Source organism: Bradyrhizobium sp. Mp19 (assembly GCF_029952935.1).
Taxonomy (GTDB): Bacteria; Pseudomonadota; Alphaproteobacteria; order Rhizobiales; family Xanthobacteraceae; genus Bradyrhizobium; species Bradyrhizobium elkanii.
This window is the reverse complement of the sequence record NZ_JASAUT010000027.1, coordinates 75063-96324: the sequence shown is the minus strand read 5'-3', so window position 1 is coordinate 96324 and position 21262 is coordinate 75063. Positions and strand designations below refer to the sequence as shown.

Genomic DNA, 21262 nt, shown 5'->3' with positions numbered 1-21262 from the left:
TTTATGCCGATGTAAGGCCTTAACGAGCAGATGTCACCACCACATCGCCTCGCCGGCGCTCGATTTGTCCGTGACGTCCCGCACCGAACGGTCGAGCGAGCGGTCGAGCGCGGTCAGCACGCGGCGCTTGAAGGTGCCGAACAGCTCCGATTTGCGGTCACGCGGCCGCGCCAAATTGATGGTGATCTCCTCGAACAGCCGGCCCGGCCGCGGCCGCATCACCAGCACGCGGTCGGCCAGCACCACGGCCTCGTCGACGTCGTGGGTGACCAGGATCAGGGTCGGCCGCGTGTCGGCCCACAGATCGAGCAGATGATCCTGCAGATCGCGCCGCGTGAAGGCATCGAGCGCCGAGAACGGCTCGTCGAGCAGCAGCACTTCGGGCTGCGGCACCAGCGCGCGGGCGATCGCGACCCGCTGCGCCTGACCGCCCGACAGTTCGCGCGGCCAGGCCGCGGCCTTGTCGGCAAGGCCGACGCGGGCGAGCGCCGCCGCGACGCGCGCGCGCCTGGCCTCGGCCGGAAGGTCGGCGAGGCCGAAGCCGATATTGTCGGCGACGCTGAGCCAGGGCAGCAGCCGCGGCTCCTGGAAGATGATCCCTATCTTGGCGTGCGGCGAGGTGATCACCGCATTGTCGAGCGTCACGCTGCCCGTGCTGGCACGATCGAGGCCAGCGATGGCGCGCAGCAGCGTCGACTTGCCGCAACCGGAGCCGCCGATGATCGCGATGATCTCGCCGGGCGCAATCTCGGCCGAGAAGCGCTCCAGCGCGTGGACGCCGTTCGGATAGGTCTTGCCGACTTCCTTCAGCGCCAGCATCATTGCCCTCCCCGCGCGCCGAACGCGTCCTGCCAGCGCAGCAGCGGCGCGGCCGCAACCTCGATCAGCCAGTCGGTGGTCTTGCCGAGGACCGCGAAGATCACGATCGCGGCGAGGATCTGCGCCGGCTTGCCGAGCTGCTGGCCATCGAGCAGAAGGTAGCCGAGGCCTTCGGAGGCGCCGATCAGTTCGGCGGCGACCACGAACATCCACCCCAAACCAAGCCCGACCCGCAGCGCCACCACATAGGCCGGAAGCACGGCGGGCAACAGGATGCGGCGGATCATGGCGGGTCCGGAGAGACGGAACACGCGGCCAACCTCGACCACCTTGCGATCGACCGAGAGGATGGCGCCCATCACGCCGAGATAGATCGGAAAGAACACGCCGACCGCGATCAGCGCGACCTTCGAGGTCTCGAAAATGCCGAGCCAGAGCACGAACAACGGGACCCAGGCGAGCGAGGGGATCGCGCGCAAGGCCTGCACCGTCGGGTCAAGCAGCCGCTTGGCGAAATCCCAGTAGCCGGAGATCGCACCCATGATGGTGCCGGCGACAACGCCGAGCGCAAAGCCCGCGCCGACGCGCCACAGCGTCGCGAGTATATGGCGCGACAGCTCGCCGCTCCTGGCGAGCTCAACGATGGTTTCGAACACCTTCGACGGCGGCGGCACCAGGCGGCCGTTGGAATAGCCGAGAGAGACGACGAGTTCCCAGCCCAGCGCGAGTGCGACCGGCAGCGCGAGCCCAAGCACCGGGCGCGCATGGCGCGACCACCGCGCCGGCGCACTAGGCGGGGCCGTCTGTTCCAGCGCGGGCCGGTCAACGGTCATGGCCATAGCAAGAACTATTCTTCCGGCGGGATTGCAAGGTGGCGCCCGCCCAACTCCATCCACGTCGTCCCGGCTTTCGCCGGGACGACGGTGGTTAGTTTGACGGCGGTGGTTAGTTGGTCGGCAGCGGGACCTGATCGTCGATCAAGGAATCCAGCGCGGCCTTCACATCGGTCTTGGCGTCGATCACGCCGGCCTGCTGCAAGGCGAGGCCGGCGGCGAGGATCGATTCGCGCTGGGGGCTACCGATCCGGCTGTGGGTCAGCTCGGTGCGCTCCTTGAGCTGCTTGTCGACCACGGCATCCGGCAGCTTGGTCACCGCGATGAAGGTCTTCTTCAGCTCGTCATAGTTGGCCAGCGAATATTTCCGCGCTTCCTCGTAAGTCGCGAGCACGCGGCGGACGATATCCGGATGCGCCTTCAGGAACTCCTCGCGGACATTGAGGATGCCCCAGGTGTTGGCTTCCGCCTTGCGGTAGAACAGCTTTGCGCCGTCCTCGACTTCCGCCTGCGCCATCATCGGATCGAGGCCGGCCCAGGCGTCGACGTCACCGCGGATCAGCGCGGTCTTGCCGTCGGCGTGCTGCAGCAGCACCGGCGTGATGTCCTTTTCGGTGAGGCCGGCGCCGAGCAGCGCACGAACCAGGAAGATGTGCGGATCGGTGCCACGCGTCACCGCGACGCGCTTGCCCTTGAGATCGGCGACGGACGCGATCTTGGAATCCTTGGTTGTGACCAGTGCGGTCCATTCGGGGCGCGAATAGACATAGATCGACTTGATCGGGTTGCCGTTGATCTTCGCGACCAGCGCGGCCGAGCCCGCGGTCGAGCCGAGATCGATCGAACCGGCGTTGAGGAATTCGAGCGCCTTGTTGGAGCCGGCCGACTGCACCCAGACGATGTTGATGCCGTCCTTGGCGAACTCCTTTTCCAGGAGGCCCTTCTGCTTCAGGACCATCGACACCGGATTGTAGGTCGCCCAGTCGATCCGGATCTCCTTCAGCGCGTCGGCGGCGCGCGCCGCGCCAGGCAGCAAGGCCGAGACCGCGAGCAGCGCTGCGAACATGCGCCGGGAAAATTTTTGCATTCGTTGACCCCCTCGATCAGATTATGAAACAATCTTTTATTTCAATGAGTTAGCCTTGCGGTCAACGAGAAAATCTCTACCCTTTACGGGATGGCGCGAGAACGATCTTACTCAAAGCGTCGTGGAGAGAGCATGGAGCCGCTGTCCTTATACTTTGGTCAGTGACAGCAACAGCTCTGTCCGATATCGGATGAACCTATGGACAGCGTCGTAGCCGAGGCCCGCCCTGAAGCGGATGATCGTTTCGAGACCGTTCGGATCACCGCGGCGGTCAATGCACTTGCCGAACAGCACGCCGGCCGCGAGGACCAGTTCCGCGCCGCGATGGCGCAGCTGCTCAAGGCCGAGCTGATCGCGGCACGCGCCACGGCGCAGGCGCTGCTGCTGAAGGACCGTCACGGCCGCCGCTGCGCCGAACGGCTCTGCTTCGTGCAGGACGAGATCATCCGCATCCTCTACGCGGCGGCGACCCGTCATCTCTACCACTCGCCGATCCCCTCGGGCGCCGAACGCATGGCCGTGGTGGCGACCGGCGGCTATGGCCGCGGGCTGATGGCGCCGGAATCCGACATCGATCTGTTGTTCATCCTGCCCTACAAGCAGACCGCCTGGGGCGAACAGGTTGCCGAAGCCATTCTCTATTGCCTCTGGGACATGGGGCTGAAGGTCGGCCACGCCACGCGCTCGGTCGATGAATCGATCCGTCAGGCGCGCGGCGACATGACGATCCGCACCGCGATCCTGGAGACGCGCTTCCTGACCGGGGACCAACCGCTTTATGACGAGCTGGTCGAGCGCTTCGACAAGGAAGTGGTGCAGGGCACCGCGTCGGAATTCGTCACCGCCAAGCTCGCCGAGCGCGAGGAGCGGCATCGCCGCGCCGGCCAGTCGCGCTACCTCGTCGAGCCCAATGTCAAAGACGGCAAGGGCGGCCTGCGCGACCTGCATACGCTGTTCTGGATCGCCAAATACGTCTACCGCGTGCGCGAGACCGACGAGCTGCTGGAACGCGGCGTGTTCGACGCGCAGGAATACCGCACCTTCCGCCGCTGCGCCGACTTCCTGTGGTCGGTGCGCTGCAATCTGCACTTCTTCGCCGGACGCGCCGAGGAACGGCTGTCGTTCGACATGCAGCGCGAGATCGCGGTCCGCCTCGGCTATACCTCGCATCCCGGCATGCAGGACGTCGAGCGCTTCATGAAGCACTACTTCCTGATCGCCAAGGACGTCGGCGACCTCACCGCGATCCTGTGCGCCAAGCTCGAGGAAGAGCACAACAAGCCGGCGCCGGTGCTGAGCCGGATGGTGGCGCGGCTGCGGCCCGGCACCAAGCGGCGGCGGGTTAACGGCAGCGACGACTTCATCGTCGACAACAACCGCATCAATCTCGCCGCGCCCGACGTGTTCAAGCACGATCCGGTCAATCTGATCCGGATCTTCCGCCTCGCGCAGCAGAACAACCTCGCCTTCCATCCCGATGCGATGCGCACGGTGACGCGCTCGCTCAAGCTGATCAACACCCAGCTGCGCGAGAACGACGAAGCCAACCGCCTGTTCATGGAGATCCTGACCTCCGACAACGCGGAGATCGTGCTGCGGCGGATGAACGAGACCGGCGTGCTCGGCCACTTCATCCGCGCCTTCGGCAAGATCGTGTCGATGATGCAGTTCAACATGTATCACCACTACACGGTGGACGAGCATCTGCTCCGCTGCATCGGCTTCCTGCAGGACATCGAGCGCGGCGGCAACGAGGAATTCACGGTCGCCAGCGACCTGTTCCGCAAGATCCGCCCCGAGCACCGCCCGGTGATCTATATCGCCACGCTCTTGCACGACATCGCCAAGGGCCGGCCGGAAGACCATTCGATCGCCGGCGCCAAGGTGGCGCGGCGGCTGTGCCCGCGGCTCGGCTTCTCGGCGGCCGACACCGAGCTGGTGGCGTGGCTGATCGAGGAGCATTTGACGATGTCGACGGTGGCGCAATCGCGCGACCTGTCGGACCGCAAGACGATCGAGAATTTCGCCGCCGTGGTGCAGTCGGTCGAGCAGATGAAGCTGCTGACGATCCTGACCACGGCCGACATCCGCGGCGTCGGCCCGGGCGTGTGGAACGGCTGGAAGGCACAGCTGTTGCGTACGCTGTATTACGAGACCGAACCGGTGCTGACCGGCGGCTTCTCCGAGGTCAACCGCGCCCAGCGCATCGCGGTGGCGCAAGCCGAATTCCGCCGCGCCTTCACCGAATGGCCGGAGTCCGAGCTCAACGCCTATATCGGCCGGCATTATCCGGCCTACTGGCTCAAGGTCGAGCTGCCGCGCAAGATCCGCCAGGCCCGCTTCATCCGCGCCAGCGAGCAGGCCGGCCACAAGCTCGCGATCAATGTCGGCTTCGACGAGGTCCGCGCCGTCACCGAGCTGACGATCCTGGCGACCGACCATCCCTGGCTGTTATCGATCATCGCCGGCGCCTGCGCCTCTGCCGGCGCCAACATCGTCGACGCCCAGATCTACACCACGACCGACGGCCGCGCGCTCGACACCATCTCGATCTCACGCGAATACGACCGCGACGAGGACGAGGGCCGCCGCGCGACGCGGATCGGCGAGATGATCGAGCATGTGCTGGAAGGCAAGCTGCGGCTGCCCGAGGCGGTGGCGAAGCGGGCGGTGCGCAGCAAGGCGCGGCCGTTCATCGTCGAGCCCGAGGTGACCATCAACAACCAGTGGTCCGACCGCTACACCGTGATCGAGGTCTCCGGGCTCGACCGGCCCGGCCTGCTCTACCAGCTCACCACCGCGATCTCGAAGCTCAACCTCAACATCGCCTCGGCCCATGTCGCGACCTTCGGCGAACGCGCCCGCGACGTGTTCTATGTCACCGACCTGCTCGGCGCCCAGATCACGGCGCCGACCCGGCAGGCCGCAATCAAGAGCGCGCTGCTGCATCTGCTGGCGAGCGAGGACCAGGCGGCAAAGCCGGCGGCGTAGATCAAGGCGTAGGGGGAGCGTGCAACACCGTCATCCTGAGGAGGCCGCGCAGCGGCCGTCTCGAAGGATCGACGGCCACGTTCTTTCCGCAAGAGAGTGGGAGTACGCCGAAGCGACCGGGCTGTCGATCCTTCGAGACGCGCGTTCCGCGCTCCTCAGGATGACGGGATCGAAAGCCGTTTCCACCGAAAGAGCGAAGTCCCGATCCCGGCGGATCAACCGAACAGTCGCATCAGCAACGCCCTGCCGACCGGCGCCGCGCGCACGCCTTGGAAAGCGCGGACATATTCGCCGGCATAGAATGCGCGCACGACATTGACCCGCGTCGCCACCGCATCCTCGAAGCGGACGCCGAAGCCGTCGCGGGTGCGCCGGACCACCGTCGCGGCGACGTTCTGGCCGTAGACATTGCATTTGATCAAGGAACCGATGGCGGGCGGGACGGGATCGATGAAGCGCGCGCCCGAGATCGAGATGTCGGCCATCCGGATCAGCCGCATCTCGCTGTCCTGATGGATCAGGATCGGCTCGTCGCGTTCGAACCGCTCCGCCTTGCGGCGCCGCGGCTGCTCGATGCAGATGAAGCACACGATCGCGAGCACGACGCAATTGTACAGGCTCCAGGCCAGCGCCAGCCCGCCATAGGCGATGCTGTCGCCGCGCAGATGCAGGATGAAGGCATAGGCGATCGCCAGCAGCGTGATCAGCAGGGCAGCGCCATAGAGCCGCAGCAGCGGCCATTCGATGAAGCGGCGGTTGCGGTCGCCGCCCTTGGCCGTCACCTTGAACTTGTGGCCCTGCGGCCTGGCGAGGCCGGTCACGACCGCCTTCAACACCGCGGGCGCCGCGATGTATTGCGACACGTCGGTCATGATCGCGAGCGAGCGGCCGCGCGATATCCAGGCCATCGTGAAGGCGTGCCAGACATAGAACGGCAGGAAATATTTCAGCAGCTCGAACAGGTCGGCATGGACCGCCTTGATCCCGAACAGCAGATAAAGCCACGGCACGATCAGGCCGAAAACCTTGGTGCTGTAGACCGCCGCCCAGCTCATGAAGGCGTCGACCAGCGACAGCCGGTCCATGAACGCGAGCTTCGATTGCCGCGAGAACGGCCCGCCGCGGCCCCGGAAGATCTGCATGAAACCGAGACACCAGCGGCCGCGCTGCGTGATGTATTCCTTCAGTCCCTCCGGCGCGAGGCCGATGGTCAGGCGCTCGTTCAGATAGACCGTGCGCAATCCCTTCTCCTTCAGGCGCAGCGTGACGAGGTAATCCTCCGTCACCGAATCGGTCGGGAAGCCGCCGATCTGCATCAGGCCGGAGAAGCGGATCAGCGACGAGGTGCCGCAGCAGAACGCCGTGTCCCAGGCATCCTTGGCCGGCATCAGGATATCGAAGAAGAAGCGCTGCTCGTCGGGCCACACATCGGTCGCCGCGAGATTGGTCTGGATCGGATCCGGGTTGATGAAATGCTGCGGCGTCTGCACGACGCCGACGCTGCCGTCCTGCATCAGGCTCATCGCCCGGGTCAGGAAATCAGGCATCGGGACAAAATCCGCATCGAGGATCGAGATGAACTCCGGCCGCTCGGCCAGCCCGGAAACGTGCTGGAGCGCATGATTGATGTTGCCGGCCTTGGCGTGGCGGTTGTCCGGGCGGGCCAGATAGTTGCAGCCGAGCTCCTGGGCGAGCCGGCGCAGCCAGAGCCGCCGCCCGTCGTCGAGCACCCAGACGCGGTAGTTCGGATAGTTCAGCCCGGTCGCGCCGATGATGGTGCGCTCCAGGATCGCCTTCTCCTCATTGTAGGTGCAGATGAAGACATCGACGAGCGGCGCGCTTGCGGGCAGCTTCGAGCGGCGCAGGATCGCATTGACCTTGGGTGAGCGGTCGATGGTCCGGCTGAGGAACAGCAGCGACAGGCACACCGCGACCATCGAGGCCGCCTCGGCCGCAACGAAGGGATAGCCGACCAGCGCGTCGGCGGTGAGGCCCGGAGGCGGCAAGGTGTGCGTCACCCGCCACGCGAAATAGTGGACCAGCAGGACGAACGACATGCCGGTCATCATGACGCGGGCCAGGGTCTGCTCGCGGTGGAGCAGGGGCAGGATTGCAAGACAGGCGCCGAAGGCGACCAGCCCAGGCGCAAATGCCGCCATCATGACTTTGCCGCGTCCGCGTTGAACACCACACGTCCGGTGCGGCCGACCGCGCAATCCTTGCCCGTGGTGTCGAGCGCCGGCATCGAGACAGTGACCCGATAGGGTTCCTTGTTCAGCGCATCCGGATTGATCGCAAGGTTCGCGGGCGCGCCCGACGCGCCGGTGAGATTGACGATCTCGCCCTGGAGCGCGGCGCTGCCGTCGTTCGGCTCGAAGCTCGCCTGCTCGCCGAGCTTCAGCCCGTTGTAGACGCTCTCGGTGACGTTCGCCGTGACCACCGCGCCGCTGCAGTCGAGCAGCTTGAGCAAGGGCTGACCGGCCCTGACGTCCTCGCCGGGCGAGGTCATCATCTCCCAGATCCGGCCGCCGACCGGGGCCTTGATGTCGGCTTCGGCCCGGTTGACGTAGTGCAGCTGCTCGGCGGCGATCTCGTGGGTCAGCCAGTCGATCTCGGCATCGGCATGCGCCAGATCGGCGCGCAGGTCGCTGACGCGCTGGCGCATCTCCTCCTCGCGCTGCACGGAGCTCGGCCGGTCATTGTAGCTGTCGCCGAGATAGGTGCCGTTCCTTGCCGCGGTGAGCTCGACCTTGGCGGCGTCGAGACGCCGTCGAGCGCCGATCTCGGTCTGCTGCGAGATCGCCTGCTCGCGCGTCAGGCGGGCCATTTCGACCGTCGACACGCTGCCCGATTTGATCAGCGACGACGCCCGCTCGACGGCGGCCACGGCCTCCTCCCGCCGCGCGGCGGCGGCCTCGATCGCGGTCTGGATTTCGGCGATCCGGGCCTCGAGCTGGAGGATGCGGCCGTCACGGAACTGGCTGGCCTGGCGGGCAAGATCCTGTTGCGCCGTCTCGGCGGCCGCAAGCTTGGCGGCCAGACTCGGGCGCTCATTTTCCAACCGGGACATTTGTCGGCGGAGATCATCGAGCCGCGCGCGATCGCCGCGCGCGTTGACGACGTGAAGGATCGCATCGCCCTCGTGAACCACGCTGAGCTGCGTGGATTTCTGCGGCTTCGCGCTCACGGTGCCGTCGATCGGCGACCGCAAGGTCACGATCCTGGCATTGACCACAGCCTCCACGCTCGAGGTCTGCAACACGGCCCTGAGCGGCAGCCATCCGAAGACGGCGACGATGGCAAGGCCGATGCCGACCTTGAGCAGGCGGCGAACCATCCGGCCCGAGCCTGCGGGCGCTTCGGGATGGGGACCGCCATCGCTGATCGGCTCCTCATGCTCCGGCTGCAGCCGTTCCTGCAGATCGCGCTGCAATCCCCGTGCGCCCTCGGCCTCTTCCCTGGCGACGGAATTGTTGTCTTCGGGAAACGGCTTGTGCTGCTGTGCCTGATTCATGATGACCGGCCCCTGATCTGTCAGTGCGCGAACCAACGCACAGCTCTGCAGAGCGATGCCGTTGCCGGACAGATCCAATAATCAGGTGCTTCAAAAGCGGCTAAAGCGAAGGGGGCATCTTTCGAAAAAATTGCCGCAATTTGCCGTGGTCGGGACCCTCGCGCGGGAGCCGCGCCGTCGGCGGGTCGTTCCCGGTGCGCCATTGCGCAGCTGAGGCGCCTGCAGGACTGAGCCCGGAATCCATCAGGCCGGGGCTAGGCGGGGAATGGATTCCGGGCTCTCACGGAGGCTGTGATCGGACCCGTCTTGCGCGACCCAGGCGTGAGCAGCCAGCGCTTCGGTCCCGGCAGCCTGCCGGACTTGGAATTCAGGGTGTGCTACCGCCCTGAATCCGGCACGTCGAATTGCGGCTGCAGCGCCGCCAGGCTCGCTCCCAGCAAGACCAGATAGCTGGCCTGACAGACCACAACGCCCAGATCGAATGCGTCCAGCAGATCGATCCACGGGCTGTCGGCCAGCGTGCTTGCTGTTTGCCTGCCACCATCGATAACGGAAGGCTGGAAGCTGCGATCGCGTCTCCGAGGCCTTGCCTCGTGGTCGACGTCGTCGGAGCAAACGATCAGATGCAGGCGCGCGCTGGGCATTTCAATCTCCGTCTCTGATTGGCGATTGCTGAACCCCGGAAATCTCTACCGTCATCGAGTTACCCAATAAGCGTAGTCACCGGGATGGAACGGGCCATTGAACGGAGGTTGATCCGACCGTTACATTCGGTGGGGACGACTCATACTTGAGTTTAGGTCGCAACCTGGACCTGAGCGCGCTCGACGGCTTCGCTTTCTGCGCGATCTCACGGATGTGGACCGCCAAAAAGGCCGGCGTGATCCCGTCCGGGCGGCAAGAAAGCTGCTAATATACAGTCTGTTGGGAGGGCGACGTTGTCGCCGCTGATGGTAGCAGTCACCTAGCGACGCAGCGCGGCCCGTGATGATGGCCAAGTGCTGGTGCGCCGATGATCCGCGACCCGACCACGAAGTCCTGGTCGGCCGAGCAATGTCTGCTCGGCGGCATGGTGCTGGCCTTGGCGGCAACCTGCATCGGGCTGTTGCTTGGTCCGCAGCCGGCAGCGTCCGCCCATCTGATTGCCCTGGCGCTGCTCGTCGCGTCGCTGACCGCCGCATTGCTGATGATCCGCCTGGTTGGCCGTTCGCAAAGGCGGATGGAAGCCATGTTGCGCGGCCGGGCCAGCGGCGAGGAGCGCGCGATGGAGGCGCTGCGCAACAGCGAAGCGCAATGGAAGGAGGTATTCGAACACAACCCGGTCATGTACTTCATGGTCGACGCAACGGGCCTCGTGCTGTCGGTCAACACGTTCGGCGCGGCACAGCTCGGCTACACCGTCGACGAGCTGCTCGGACAATCCGTGCTGCGGGTCTTTGCCGCCGAAGACCGGGATATGGTCCAGCGCAACGTCGCGGCATGCCTCGACAACATCGGCCAGACCCACAATTGGGAAATCCGGAAGGTCCGCAAGGACGGTTCACGGCTTTGGGTTCGCGAAAACGCCAAGGCCGTGCGGCGGCTGGGCGATCAGCTGATCGTGCTGATCGCATGCGAGGATATTACCGAGCGCAAGCACGCCGAAAATGCGCTGCAGCAGAGTGAAATGTACCTGACCGAAGCCCAGCGATTGAGCCACACCGGCAGCTTCGGCTGGCGCGTCGCCAGCGGCGAGATCATCTGGTCCGAAGAGACGTTCAGGATCTTCGAATTCGACAGGGCTCCTTCCATCACGCATGCCACGGTGCTGCAGCGCGTCCATCCGGATGATCGCGCCCGCGTGCAACGGACCATCGACCGTGCCTCGCTCGACGGCAACGACTTCGAGCACGGCTATCGATTGCTGATGCCCAATGGGGCGATCAAGTTTGTTCATGCCAGGGCGCATGCGGTGACGAACCTTTCAGGCGACACCGAATTTGTCGGAGCGGTCACCGACGTGACCGCCCGCAAGCGAGCCGAGGCGGAATTGCACGAAGCGCAGACCAACCTCGCGCACGTCACGCGCGTGACCGCGCTCGGCGAGCTCGCCGCGTCGATCGCGCATGAAGTGAACCAGCCGCTCGCCGCCGTGGTCACCAATGCCGCGGCATGCCTGCGGTGGCTCAACCGGGCGGCCCCCGATCTGAACGAAGCTCGCGGCGCGGTCAGGTCGATCATCAGCGACGGCAACCGCGCGGGCGAGGTCATCCAGCGCGTCCGCGCGATGGTAAACAAGACGACCGATCAGAGGGCGCCGCTCGACATCAATGACGTCATCAACCAGGTGATCGGCCTGGTGCAGCATGAACTGCAGAGCCATCTCGTATCCTTGCAGCTCGACCTCGCTCCCGTGCTCCCGTCTGTCGTCGCCGACCGTATCCAGCTGCAGCAAGTCATCCTCAACCTGGTCCTCAATGGTATCGAGGCCATGCAGCCGGTCACGGACAGGCCGCGGGAACTCGTGATCCGGACGCGCCATGACGAGGCCGGGCAGATCGTGGTCACGGTCACCGACTGTGGTGTCGGGATCGCCGCCGAGAATGCCGAACGGCTGTTCGACGCCTTCTACACCACCAAGGCCAGCGGCATGGGAATGGGTTTGTCGATCTGCCGATCGATCGTCGAGGCCCACCGAGGCCGCCTGTCCGTGGCCGCAAACATCGGCCCCGGCACGACGTTCCAGTTCACCTTGCCACTGCGCGAAGAGGATCATGCATGGTGACCGGGCGCGCGGCATCGCCTTCGGGTCTGGCAAGCGCCGAAGATCCAATCGTCTTCGTCGTCGACGACGACGCGTCCGTGCGCGACGCACTGAGCAATCTCTTCCGGTCCGTCGGCTTGCGGACCGCAGCGTTCGGCTCGGCGCATGAATTTCTGCAGCGCAAGCCCCCGGATGTCCCGAGCTGCCTGATCCTCGACATCAGGTTGCCGCGGGTGAGCGGGCTGGACTTTCAGGCGGAGCTGGCGAAGGTCGGCATCCACATTCCGATCATCTTCATGACCGGCCACGGCGATATCCCGATGACGGTCAGGGCCATGAAGGCCGGCGCGGTGGACTTCCTGACCAAGCCGTTCCGCGATCAGGACATGCTGGATGCCGTCACGACGGCGATCGAGCGCGACCGGAATCGTCGCGATGAGGCCAAGGTTCTTGCAAACCTACGCGCCGCCTTCGCGACCCTGACGCCGCGTGAACGCCAGATCATGAGCCTCGTCACCGCGGGGCTCATGAACAAGCAGGTCGCCGCGGAAATCGGCGTAGCCGAGATCACGGTCAAGATCCATCGCGGGCACATCATGCGGAAGATGGCGGCGAAATCGTTGCCCGACCTGGTCAGGATGGCACAGATGCTCGGCATCGGGCAGGCATCCGGCGGGGCGCAAACCTAAGTATGATTCTCCGGCCCCGATTGGCGACGCACTGTGGTCGGCACAAGATCGCACCACCAGGGGCCCCTCCGGGCCGGGAAAACCTCCTTGCCAAATCCGCCAGTGATATCAATCATCGACGATGACATGTCGGTTCGCACCGCGACCGACAACCTCGTCAGGTCGCTGGGCTACGCGGTCGAGACCTACGCGTCGGCCGAGGAATTTCTGCACTCGCCTCGCCTGAACGACACATCCTGCGTGATCGCGGATGTCAGGATGCCGGCCATGAGCGGGCTCGACCTGCAGAGCCACCTGATTGCCAGCGGACGCCGCTTTCCGTTCATTTTCGTCACGGCGTTCTCCGTCGAAAGCGATCGCATCCGGGCGCTGAAGGCCGGAGCGATCTGCTTTCTGAGCAAGCCCTGCGACGGAGACGTCCTGATCAAATGCCTCGATACCGCCCTCGCGCAGCACAGCACAGCGCCGGGTGCGTGAGTTGAATCAGCCATCACCGGGCCGGCTATACGCAAGGATGATGCCACAAAACATCTGGACAAGTTGCGCATGGATGGCGGCGGCGCGAGAGTTCGCATCGTCGTCCTTCGGGAAGATCGACGGCAAGGACAGCACCAGACATTTTGATTGGCAGATGGCAATTCCTCGGAGGGAGGTCGCCATGCGTGCGGAACCGCGCTGCGCCCAGTGTGACAGCGAAGAGCCCAAGATCATCTGTTTGCGAAATCCGGCGGGTGAACGCTATTGCGGACGCCTGTGCCTTTACAAAGGTCAGGAGAATTTCATCCGCTGGTTCACGCGTTCGAATGCGGAGGCGGTGTCATGACAGCCCGTTGCGGAAACCCGGGATGCAAACGGCCTTTCGGGCTGATCCGACATAGCTGGTATTTTGAGCAGTTTTGCTCGACGAAGTGCCGCGACGTCCACAAGCGGCAGCTGGAGCGCAACAAGGCCTATTGGAAGTGGCTGTATCCCTTCCCCAGGACCGGCGCCGCATCGAAAAGCCGATCTGACGGCGAGTGCCAACAGCGCCTGAGGGAATCTCCATGACGACGGTCGATGCGATGCTGGCAGGAGCGATCCTCGCGTGGGTGCCCTCGTTCGTTGTCTTCCTCTATATCGTGCGCGATCTGCGCAACATGCCCCGCGAAGATCTCGATTGATCGGCGCACCGGCGGCTGAAGTGGGCCGCTATACCTCCACGCCCTCGTGACGCAGCAGCCAGCGCTTGCGCTCCAGCCCGCCGCCATATTTGACCAGCGAGCCGTTGGCACCGATCAGGCGGTGGCAGGGCACGACAACGCTGATCGGGTTGGAGCCGTTGGCATGACCGACCGCGCGCATCGCGTTCGGCGCGTTCAGTTTCGCCGCCAGCGCGCCGTAGCTCATGGTGGTGCCCGGCGCAATCTTCGGCAGCGCGTGCCAGACCTTCTGCTGGAACGGCGTGCCGGCGACGCGCCATTCGACGTCGGTGAGCCGATCGAGATCGCCCTTGAAGTAATCGCCGAGCGCCTTGCGCATCGCAGCCGGCGCGCGGCCGTCCCGCAGCGTCACGGCGCCATAATGCAGCCGCAGCAGGTCGAGCATGCGCCCTTCATAGTCGTCCCAGTCGAGCGCGCGCAGCACGCCGTCATGATCGATGACCAGCAGCGCGGTACCGATCGGGGTCTTGAGCCGGTCGAGGTTGAAAGTCGTTGCAGTCTTGCGGTCGGCCATCGTCATCACTCTCGGAGTTGCTCGGCATACAATTCACCGCCCGCATGCTAGCGTCCACCCGAATTCCGGTTAGAGCGTTTTTGAGCGAAGTGGACACCGGTTCGCGTGAAGAAAACGCGTCAAACAAGAATCTTGAGCTTCGGTTCTGATTCAATCAGAACCGAAGCTCTGGGGGGACCGCAATATGCTGTTGCTTGCCAATATTCTGGTCGCGGTGGTGGCCGCGCTGCACATCTATTTCCTTGTGCTCGAGATGTTCCTGTGGACCAGGCCGCTCGGGCTGAAGACCTTCCGCAACTCGATCGAGAAGGCAACGGATTCTGCGGTGCTCGCCGCCAATCAAGGGCTTTATAACGGCTTCCTCGCCGCCGGACTGATCTGGGGCCTGGTGCACGGCAACGCCGGCTTCGCGTTCCAGATCAAGACATTCTTCCTGCTCTGCGTGATCGTCGCCGGCGCCTATGGCGCCGCCACTGTCAGCCGCCGCATTCTTTATGTGCAGGCAGCTCCCGCTGCGCTCGCGCTGATCCTGCTCTGGCTTGCCTGACGACGGCTCTGCTTCACCTCGCCCCGCTTGCGGGGAGAGGCATAGGCCGCCTACGGCGGCCGTCCTCCAGAACGCCGAAGCGAAGCTTCGGCCCCTCACCCCAACCCTCTCCCCGTAAGAACGGGGAGAGGGAGAAGACGTACGCTGACGCGACATCGCGCGCAGGGTGCATCGTCTTGCAATGCCCCCGACGTTCCTCCATCATCCCTGACAACGGTGACATCCGCCGGCCGTCGCTTGCGGACAAGATCACCGGCAACATGGGAGGTCACGGACATGAGAAGCGTGCAATTGCTCGCTGCGACGGCGCTTGCGATCGCGTTGTCGGTTACATCGGCCACCGCGCAGAAGAAATACGACGTCGGCGCGACCGACACCGAGATCAAGATCGGCCAAACCGTGCCGTTCTCAGGCCCTGCATCCGCCTATGCCGGCATCGGCAAGACCCAGGCCGCCTATATCAAGATGATCAACGAGCAGGGCGGCATCAACGGCCGCAAGCTCAACCTGATCCAGTATGACGATGCCTATTCGCCGCCGAAGGCGGTCGAGCAGGTGCGCAAGCTCGTCGAGGGCGACGAGGTGCTGTTCACGTTCCAGATCATCGGCACGCCGTCGAATGCCGCCGTGCAGAAATACCTGAATGCCAGGAAGGTACCGCAGCTGCTCGCCTCCACCGGCGCGTCGCGCTTCTCCGATCCGCAGAATGCGCCGTGGACGATCGCGTTCAACCCGAACTACCAGTCGGAGGGACGCATCTATGCCAAATACATCCTGGCCAATCACCCGAACGCCAAGATCGGCATCTTCTACCAGAACGACGATCTCGGCCGCGACTACATCACCGGCCTGAAGAGCGGGCTCGGCGACAAGGCCGCGAGCATGATCGTCACCGAGGTGTCCTACGAGCTGACCGACCCGACGGTCGATTCCCAGATCGTGAAGCTGAAGGCCGCCGGGGTCGATTTGGTGTATGACGCCTCGACACCGAAATTCGCCGCACAGGCGATCCGCAAGATCGCCGATCTCAACTGGAACCCGGTGCACATCCTCGACATCAATGCGAGCCCGGTGTCGGCGACGCTGAAGCCGGCCGGTCTCGACATCTCCAAGGGCATCATCTCGACCAATTACGGCAAGGATCCCGCCGACCCGCAATGGAAGGACGATCCCGGCGTGAAGGCCTATTTCGCCTTCATGGACAAGTATTATCCGGAAGGCGACAAGCTCAACACCGTCAACACCTACGGCTACTCGACGGCCGAACTCCTGATCCAGGTGCTCAAGCAGTGCGGCGACGACCTCACCCGCGAGAACCTGATGAAGCAGGTGACCAGCCTGAAGAAGTTCGTGCCGAGCCTCGCGCTGCCGGGCATGTCGATCACGACGGGACCGAACGACTACCGCATCAACAAGCAGATGCAGATGATGAAGTTCAACGGCGAGCGCTGGGAGCTGTTCGGCCCGATCATCGAGGACACCGGACCGGCGGGCTAGGTCGCGACGGGACTCCACTCCCTCTCCCCGTTCTTACGGGGAGAGGGTTGGGGTGAGGGGCTGCTTCCGTGCACCGCTCCAGTAGCTGCGCCCGCGGAGCCTCCCCTCACCCGCATCGCATCTTCGATGCGATGCGACCTCTCCCCGCAGGCGGGGCGAGGTGAAGCGGAGCTCGGCACTGCCCGCTCCACCCTTCTTTTCGCACCGCCCCCTACTTTGGTTGACTGAAATCGCTCACCCTTTCGGCAGCGCTCGTCTTGCGTTGCAATAACGGTTCCTCCAGTATCCCGGCCCAGCGATGGCGACCGCGGGACCTTGAACCCGCGGACAAGATCATCGGCCAACCATCAGTCACGTGAGGGAAACAGCATCATGAGGAACGGGATTTTCCACCTGGTCACGGGAACGGCGCTCGCGATTGCGCTGTCCGCAAGTCCGGCCTTTGCGCAGAAGAAATACGATCCCGGCGCAAGCGACACCGAGATCAAGATCGGCCAGACCGTCCCCTTCTCCGGACCGGCCTCCGCCTATGCCTCGATCGGCAAGACCCAGGCGGCCTATTTCAAGATGATCAACGATCAGGGCGGCATCAACGGCCGCAAGATCAACCTGATCCAGTATGACGACGCCTATTCGCCGCCCAAGGCCGTCGAGCAGGTGCGCAAGCTCGTCGAGAGCGACGAGGTGCTCTTGACCTTCCAGATCGTCGGCACGCCGTCGAACGCCGCCGTGCAGAAATATCTCAACGGCAAGAAGGTGCCGCAGCTGTTTGCCGCCACCGGCGCCTCGAAGTTCACCGACCCGAAGAACTTCCCCTGGACGCTCGGCTTCAACCCGAACTACTTCGTCGAAGGCCGCATCTACGGCCAGTACATCCTGAAGGAGCATCCCAACGCCAAGATCGGCGTGCTCTATCAGAACGACGACCTCGGAAAGGATTATCTGAACGGCATCAAGGCCGGCCTCGGCGACAAGGCCGCCAAGATGATCGTGGCCGAAGCCTCCTACGAGGTCTCCGACCCGACCATCGATTCCCAGGTGATCAAGATCAAGGATGCCGGCGCCGACCTGTTCTTCTCGGCCTCGACGCCGAAGCAGGCGGCGCAGGCGATCAAGAAGATCGCCGAGCTCGGCTGGCACCCGATCCACATCGTCGACATCAACGCGACCTCGGTCGGCGCCGTGCTGCAGCCGGCGGGCCTGGAAGCCTCCAAGGGCCTGATCAGCACCAATTACGGCAAGGATCCGGCCGATCCGCAGTGGAAGGACGATCCGGGCATGAAGCGCTATTTCGACTTCATGGCCAAGTACTATCCCGACGGCGACAAGAACTCGAACTTCAACACCTATGGCTACTCGACCGCCCAGCTGATGGTGCATGTGCTGAAGCAGTGCGGCGACGACCTGACCCGCGACAACGTGCTGAAGCAGGCGACCAACCTGAAGAATGTCGAGCTCGACATGGCGCTGCCCGGCATCAAGGGCAACACCGCGCCGAACGACTATCGCGTCAACAAGCAGCTGCAGATGATGCGCTTTAACGGCGAGCGCTGGGAGCTGTTCGGCCCCATCCTCGAGGACGCCGGCCCGGCGGGTTAGTGTTCGCGCAGGCTTGAAATGCAATCGGCGGCCTCCGGGCCGCCGATTTGTTTTTGGGAGTGCGAACATCGCCCCCCTCACCGTCACCCTGAGGAGGCCGCGCAGCGGCCGTCTCGAAGGGTCGACGGCCCGACTGTGGCCGTGCACCCTTCGAGACGCGCTACGCGCTCCTCAGGGTGACGGTCATAGTGAACGCTCTTGCTTGGACGCCTACTCCGGTATCTCGCCGAAATTCTTGCCGACCGGCAGCACGGCATGGCGGATCAGGCGCGAATCCTCCACGCCCGCCTGGCGGTGTTTCACGGCCTCGCGATAGACGGGATCGCGGATCATCTCGACGAAGGCGGCGACATCAGGATATTCCGCGATGAAGCAGTGATCCCAGCGCTCCTCTTGCGGGCCGATCAGCATCAGCTCGAAGCGGCCTTGCCAGACGATGCGGCCGCCGAGCCGTTCGAACACCGGCCCGCTCTCGCGGCCGTAGGCCGCATAAGCCTCCGCGCCGGTGGCCTTGCGGCCGTCGGGATAGGCGGCCCATTCGCGCAGGCGCACGAGGTTGAGCATGTGGATCGGGCCCGGCCGGTTGTTGTCCCGGAATTGCGCGAAGACGTCCTTGGTCGGATCGATATGGCCCATGCGGTGCTCCTTCGTTTTCTTGTTCCCTAGCGCGATCGCTCGATCGCGCTCTTCCATCCTGTTTGAGCATGATCTCCGCGCAAACGCTCCGCGTTTGTCGCGAGGGAAAACCGGTGCCCACTTTTCCTGATCATGCTCCTTATGTAGCACGCGCTGCCTCACCTCCTAATCCCCCGTTAAGCTTTGCGTAACCGCCCCTTAAACCGGGAACGCTAGCGTGCGTCCCTGTCAGGGTGTGAGCGTTGCGGATGGCGTGGGGACGTAAAAAAGGCGGTGCGCGCAAGGAGCCGCTGTTCGGGCTTCCGGCCGCGCTTGCCGACCTCCGACTGTCGCCGTCCGATCGCATTCCCGGCGGCGACGACGACAAGCCCGCCAAATCCAAACCCAAGAGCAGCGACAAGAGCAGCGATTCCGGTAGCGAGAAACCGCGCCCGTCACGCAGCAGCAGCAAGCGGCGCAGCAAGTCGCGCGGCTTCGGCATCGGCCGCCTGTTCTATTGGACCGCGGTGCTCGGCCTGTGGGCCGGCATTGCGGTGATCGGTGTCGTGGTGTGGGTCGGCGCGCATCTGCCGCCGATCCAGTCGCTGGAGATTCCCAAGCGTCCGCCGACGATCCAGATCGTCGGCATCGACGGCAGCGTGCTGGCGCAACGCGGCGAAATGGCCGGCGCCAACATCGCGTTGAAGGATCTGCCGCCCTATCTGCCGAAGGCCTTCATCGCGATCGAGGACCGCCGCTTCTATTCGCATTTTGGCGTCGACCCGGTCGGCATCCTGCGCGCGGCGGTGACCAACATCCTGCATCGCGGCGTCTCGCAGGGCGGCTCGACGCTGACCCAGCAGCTCGCCAAGAACCTGTTCCTGACCCAGGAGCGCACCATGCAGCGCAAGCTGCAGGAGGCCGAGCTCGCGCTCTGGCTGGAGCGCAAGCATTCCAAGAACGAGATCCTCGAGCTCTATCTCAACCGGGTCTATTTCGGGTCCGGCGCCTATGGCGTCGAGGCCGCGGCCCAGCGCTATTTCGGCAAGTCGGCGAAGAACGTCACGCTGCCGGAAGCCGCGATGCTGGCCGGGCTCGTCAAGTCGCCGTCGCGGCTGGCGCCAAACCGCAACCCGGAAGGCGCCGAGCAGCGCGCGCAGGTCGTGCTCGCGGCGATGGCCGACGCCAAGTTCATCACCGAGGCGCAGGCCAAGGCCTCGATCGGCCAGCCCTCGATTGCGGTGAAGCCGGCCGGCGCCGGCACCGTGAACTATGTCGCCGACTGGATCGGCGAAGTGCTCGACGATCTGGTCGGCCAGATCGACCAGGACATCGTGGTGCAGACCACGATCGATCCGAAGCTGCAGAACGTCGCCGAAGCCGCCATCATCGATGAGCTCGCCGCCAAGAGCGTGAAGTTCAATGTCAGCCAGGGCGCGCTGGTGGCGATGACGCCGGACGGCGCGGTGCGCGCCATGGTCGGCGGCCGGAACTACTCCGAGAGCCAGTACAATCGCGCAGTCACCGCGAAGCGGCAGCCTGGCTCGGCGTTCAAGCCGTTCGTCTATCTCACCGCGGTCGAAGCAGGGCTGACGCCGGACACCATCCGCACCGACGCGCCGCTCGACATCAAGGGCTGGAAGCCAGAGAACTACACCCACGAATATTTCGGCTCGGTGACATTGACCCAGGCGCTGGCGATGTCGCTGAACACGGTCGCGGTGCGGCTCGGCGTCGAGGTCGGTGCCAAGAATGTGGTGCGTACCGCGCACCGGCTCGGCATCTCCTCCAAGCTTGAGCCCAACGTCTCGATTGCGCTCGGCACCTCCGAAGTCTCCGTGATCGAGCTGGTCGGCGCCTATGCGCCGTTCGCCAATGGCGGCTACGTGGTGTCGCCGCATGTGGTGACCAAAATCAAGACCAGTTCGGGCAAGCTGCTCTATGACCGTCCGACCGATCCGCCCAACCAGGTGATCGAGCCGCGCTATGATTCGATGATGAACAGCATGATGCGCGAGACGCTGATCTCGGGCACCGCGCGCAAGGCGGAGATCCCGGGCTGGACCGCCGCCGGCAAGACCGGCACCAGCCAGGATTATCGCGACGCCTGGTTCATCGGCTACACCGCCAAGCTCGTCACCGGCGTCTGGCTCGGCAATGACGACAATTCACCGACCAAGAAGGCGACCGGCGGCGGCTTGCCGGTCGAAGTGTGGACCCGCTTCATGAAGGCGGCGCATCAGGGCGTGCCGGTCGCGGCGATCCCGAACTCGCAAGGCAGTTGGGGGCCGGCGAACCTGATGCAGATCTCGTCGCAGGTCACCGCGCCGTCTGCGCCGGCGGGACCGATGCAGATTCAGCCGCCGATGCAGGCACCGCAGCCGCCAGTGCCGGCACCATCCGGTGGCGGCTATTATCGCGCGCCCCCGCCGACCCCGGCCCGCGCCTCGGCACCACCCAACCCGAACGCGCGGCCGGAGGCGGCAGCAGGACTGGACGGCTGGCTGGCGGATCGGTTGTTTCGGTAAGGCGCCGGGCGGACGAACCGCGTAGCTTCGTAGCCCGGATGAAGCGGAGCGAAATCCGGGGACAGCTCGCGCCGCGTTGAGAGCCGC

General features: G+C 64.7%; 17 protein-coding genes. 9 read left to right on the top strand and 8 right to left on the bottom strand.

All coding sequences use genetic code 11. From position 1 onward, the window contains the following. Window positions 1-33: 33 nt before the first annotated feature. From QJT82_RS26580 to QJT82_RS26570, 3 genes are all read right to left on the bottom strand, one after another. On the bottom strand, window positions 34-819 hold the full coding sequence (locus QJT82_RS26580) for an ABC transporter ATP-binding protein (RefSeq protein WP_028341483.1): 786 nt from the start codon (window positions 817-819) through the stop codon (window positions 34-36). Continuing rightward, window positions 819-1652 (bottom strand): ABC transporter permease, encoded by an 834-nt coding sequence (locus QJT82_RS26575; protein ID WP_035631813.1) that lies wholly within the window; start codon window positions 1650-1652, stop codon window positions 819-821. Before QJT82_RS26575 ends, QJT82_RS26580 begins: the two co-directional genes overlap by 1 nt. A 112-nt stretch (window positions 1653-1764) precedes the next feature. Next, complete coding sequence (locus tag QJT82_RS26570) at window positions 1765-2739, bottom strand: aliphatic sulfonate ABC transporter substrate-binding protein (protein ID WP_028341481.1); 975 nt, start codon at window positions 2737-2739, stop codon at window positions 1765-1767. A 198-nt stretch (window positions 2740-2937) separates the two neighbouring features. On the opposite strand from QJT82_RS26570, the gene QJT82_RS26565 reads away from it, so the two are divergent. Next, on the top strand, window positions 2938-5730 hold the full coding sequence (locus QJT82_RS26565; RefSeq protein ID WP_028341480.1) for a [protein-PII] uridylyltransferase: 2793 nt from the start codon (window positions 2938-2940) through the stop codon (window positions 5728-5730). Between the two features lie 215 nt (window positions 5731-5945). Here the strand turns inward: QJT82_RS26565 and QJT82_RS26560 are convergent, their stop codons facing one another. The 3 genes from QJT82_RS26560 to QJT82_RS26550 all read right to left on the bottom strand — a co-directional run bounded on the left by QJT82_RS26560 (window position 5946) and on the right by QJT82_RS26550 (window position 9888). Next, window positions 5946-7892 (bottom strand): glycosyltransferase, encoded by a 1947-nt coding sequence (locus QJT82_RS26560; RefSeq protein ID WP_259245058.1) that lies wholly within the window; start codon window positions 7890-7892, stop codon window positions 5946-5948. Further along, a complete protein-coding gene (locus QJT82_RS26555) occupies window positions 7889-9244 on the bottom strand; it encodes an HlyD family secretion protein (protein ID WP_245288749.1) in 1356 nt (451 codons plus the stop codon). Before QJT82_RS26555 ends, QJT82_RS26560 begins: the two co-directional genes overlap by 4 nt. Window positions 9245-9621: 377 nt before the next feature. Continuing rightward, the gene (locus tag QJT82_RS26550) at window positions 9622-9888 is read right to left on the bottom strand and encodes a hypothetical protein (RefSeq protein WP_028341477.1); all 267 of its coding nucleotides are present in this window, start codon (window positions 9886-9888) and stop codon (window positions 9622-9624) included. 620 nt (window positions 9889-10508) lie between these two features. Between QJT82_RS26550 and QJT82_RS26545 the strand changes: the two genes are divergently transcribed. From QJT82_RS26545 to QJT82_RS26530, 4 genes are all read left to right on the top strand, one after another. Then, window positions 10509-12008, top strand: coding sequence for a PAS domain S-box protein (locus QJT82_RS26545; protein ID WP_281446664.1), 1500 nt, complete (start codon window positions 10509-10511; stop codon window positions 12006-12008). Further along, window positions 12002-12676 (top strand): response regulator transcription factor, encoded by a 675-nt coding sequence (locus tag QJT82_RS26540; RefSeq protein WP_035631798.1) that lies wholly within the window; start codon window positions 12002-12004, stop codon window positions 12674-12676. The genes QJT82_RS26545 and QJT82_RS26540 overlap by 7 nt, the downstream gene beginning before the upstream one ends. Before the next feature lie 102 nt (window positions 12677-12778). Then, window positions 12779-13153 carry a response regulator gene (locus tag QJT82_RS26535; protein ID WP_028341475.1) on the top strand — a complete coding sequence of 125 codons (375 nt, stop codon included), beginning with the start codon at window positions 12779-12781 and terminating at the stop codon, window positions 13151-13153. Window positions 13154-13193: 40 nt separating this feature from the next. Continuing rightward, window positions 13194-13499: a hypothetical protein gene (locus tag QJT82_RS26530; protein ID WP_259266121.1), complete on the top strand. Its 306-nt coding sequence runs from the start codon at window positions 13194-13196 to the stop codon at window positions 13497-13499. Between the two features lie 365 nt (window positions 13500-13864). Here QJT82_RS26530 and QJT82_RS26525 read toward each other — a convergent pair whose 3' ends face one another. Beyond that, entirely contained in the window at window positions 13865-14389 is a 525-nt protein-coding gene (locus QJT82_RS26525; protein WP_196238177.1) for a methylated-DNA--[protein]-cysteine S-methyltransferase, read from the bottom strand. Between the two features lie 184 nt (window positions 14390-14573). On the opposite strand from QJT82_RS26525, the gene QJT82_RS26520 reads away from it, so the two are divergent. The 3 genes from QJT82_RS26520 (at window position 14574) to QJT82_RS26510 (ending at window position 18032) form a co-directional block, all read left to right on the top strand. After that, complete coding sequence (locus tag QJT82_RS26520; protein ID WP_028341472.1) at window positions 14574-14936, top strand: DUF1304 domain-containing protein; 363 nt, start codon at window positions 14574-14576, stop codon at window positions 14934-14936. Window positions 14937-15212: 276 nt separating this feature from the next. Continuing rightward, on the top strand, window positions 15213-16433 hold the full coding sequence (locus QJT82_RS26515) for an ABC transporter substrate-binding protein (RefSeq protein WP_028341470.1): 1221 nt from the start codon (window positions 15213-15215) through the stop codon (window positions 16431-16433). Between the two features lie 372 nt (window positions 16434-16805). Next, the gene (locus QJT82_RS26510) at window positions 16806-18032 is read left to right on the top strand and encodes an ABC transporter substrate-binding protein (protein ID WP_028341469.1); all 1227 of its coding nucleotides are present in this window, start codon (window positions 16806-16808) and stop codon (window positions 18030-18032) included. Window positions 18033-18242: 210 nt separating this feature from the next. Here QJT82_RS26510 and QJT82_RS26505 read toward each other — a convergent pair whose 3' ends face one another. After that, a complete protein-coding gene (locus QJT82_RS26505) occupies window positions 18243-18668 on the bottom strand; it encodes a DUF1330 domain-containing protein (RefSeq protein ID WP_028341468.1) in 426 nt (141 codons plus the stop codon). Between the two features lie 248 nt (window positions 18669-18916). Here QJT82_RS26505 and QJT82_RS26500 point away from each other — a divergent pair, with 248 nt between their 5' ends. Beyond that, on the top strand, window positions 18917-21175 hold the full coding sequence (locus QJT82_RS26500) for a penicillin-binding protein 1A (protein WP_028341467.1): 2259 nt from the start codon (window positions 18917-18919) through the stop codon (window positions 21173-21175). The last annotated feature ends 87 nt before the right edge of the window (window positions 21176-21262 follow it).

Coding starts and splice junctions, on each gene's coding strand:
- QJT82_RS26580 (WP_028341483.1), bottom strand. CDS start 819: ATGCTGGCGCTGAAGGAAGTCGGCAAGACCTATCCGAACGGCGTCCAC.
- QJT82_RS26575 (WP_035631813.1), bottom strand. CDS start 1,652: ATGACCGTTGACCGGCCCGCGCTGGAACAGACGGCCCCGCCTAGTGCG.
- QJT82_RS26570 (WP_028341481.1), bottom strand. CDS start 2,739: ATGCAAAAATTTTCCCGGCGCATGTTCGCAGCGCTGCTCGCGGTCTCG.
- QJT82_RS26565 (WP_028341480.1), top strand. CDS start 2,938: ATGGACAGCGTCGTAGCCGAGGCCCGCCCTGAAGCGGATGATCGTTTC.
- QJT82_RS26560 (WP_259245058.1), bottom strand. CDS start 7,892: ATGATGGCGGCATTTGCGCCTGGGCTGGTCGCCTTCGGCGCCTGTCTT.
- QJT82_RS26555 (WP_245288749.1), bottom strand. CDS start 9,244: ATGAATCAGGCACAGCAGCACAAGCCGTTTCCCGAAGACAACAATTCC.
- QJT82_RS26550 (WP_028341477.1), bottom strand. CDS start 9,888: ATGCCCAGCGCGCGCCTGCATCTGATCGTTTGCTCCGACGACGTCGAC.
- QJT82_RS26545 (WP_281446664.1), top strand. CDS start 10,509: ATGGAGGCGCTGCGCAACAGCGAAGCGCAATGGAAGGAGGTATTCGAA.
- QJT82_RS26540 (WP_035631798.1), top strand. CDS start 12,002: ATGGTGACCGGGCGCGCGGCATCGCCTTCGGGTCTGGCAAGCGCCGAA.
- QJT82_RS26530 (WP_259266121.1), top strand. CDS start 13,194: ATGCCACAAAACATCTGGACAAGTTGCGCATGGATGGCGGCGGCGCGA.
- QJT82_RS26525 (WP_196238177.1), bottom strand. CDS start 14,389: ATGGCCGACCGCAAGACTGCAACGACTTTCAACCTCGACCGGCTCAAG.
- QJT82_RS26520 (WP_028341472.1), top strand. CDS start 14,574: ATGCTGTTGCTTGCCAATATTCTGGTCGCGGTGGTGGCCGCGCTGCAC.
- QJT82_RS26515 (WP_028341470.1), top strand. CDS start 15,213: ATGAGAAGCGTGCAATTGCTCGCTGCGACGGCGCTTGCGATCGCGTTG.
- QJT82_RS26510 (WP_028341469.1), top strand. CDS start 16,806: ATGAGGAACGGGATTTTCCACCTGGTCACGGGAACGGCGCTCGCGATT.
- QJT82_RS26505 (WP_028341468.1), bottom strand. CDS start 18,668: ATGGGCCATATCGATCCGACCAAGGACGTCTTCGCGCAATTCCGGGAC.
- QJT82_RS26500 (WP_028341467.1), top strand. CDS start 18,917: ATGGCGTGGGGACGTAAAAAAGGCGGTGCGCGCAAGGAGCCGCTGTTC.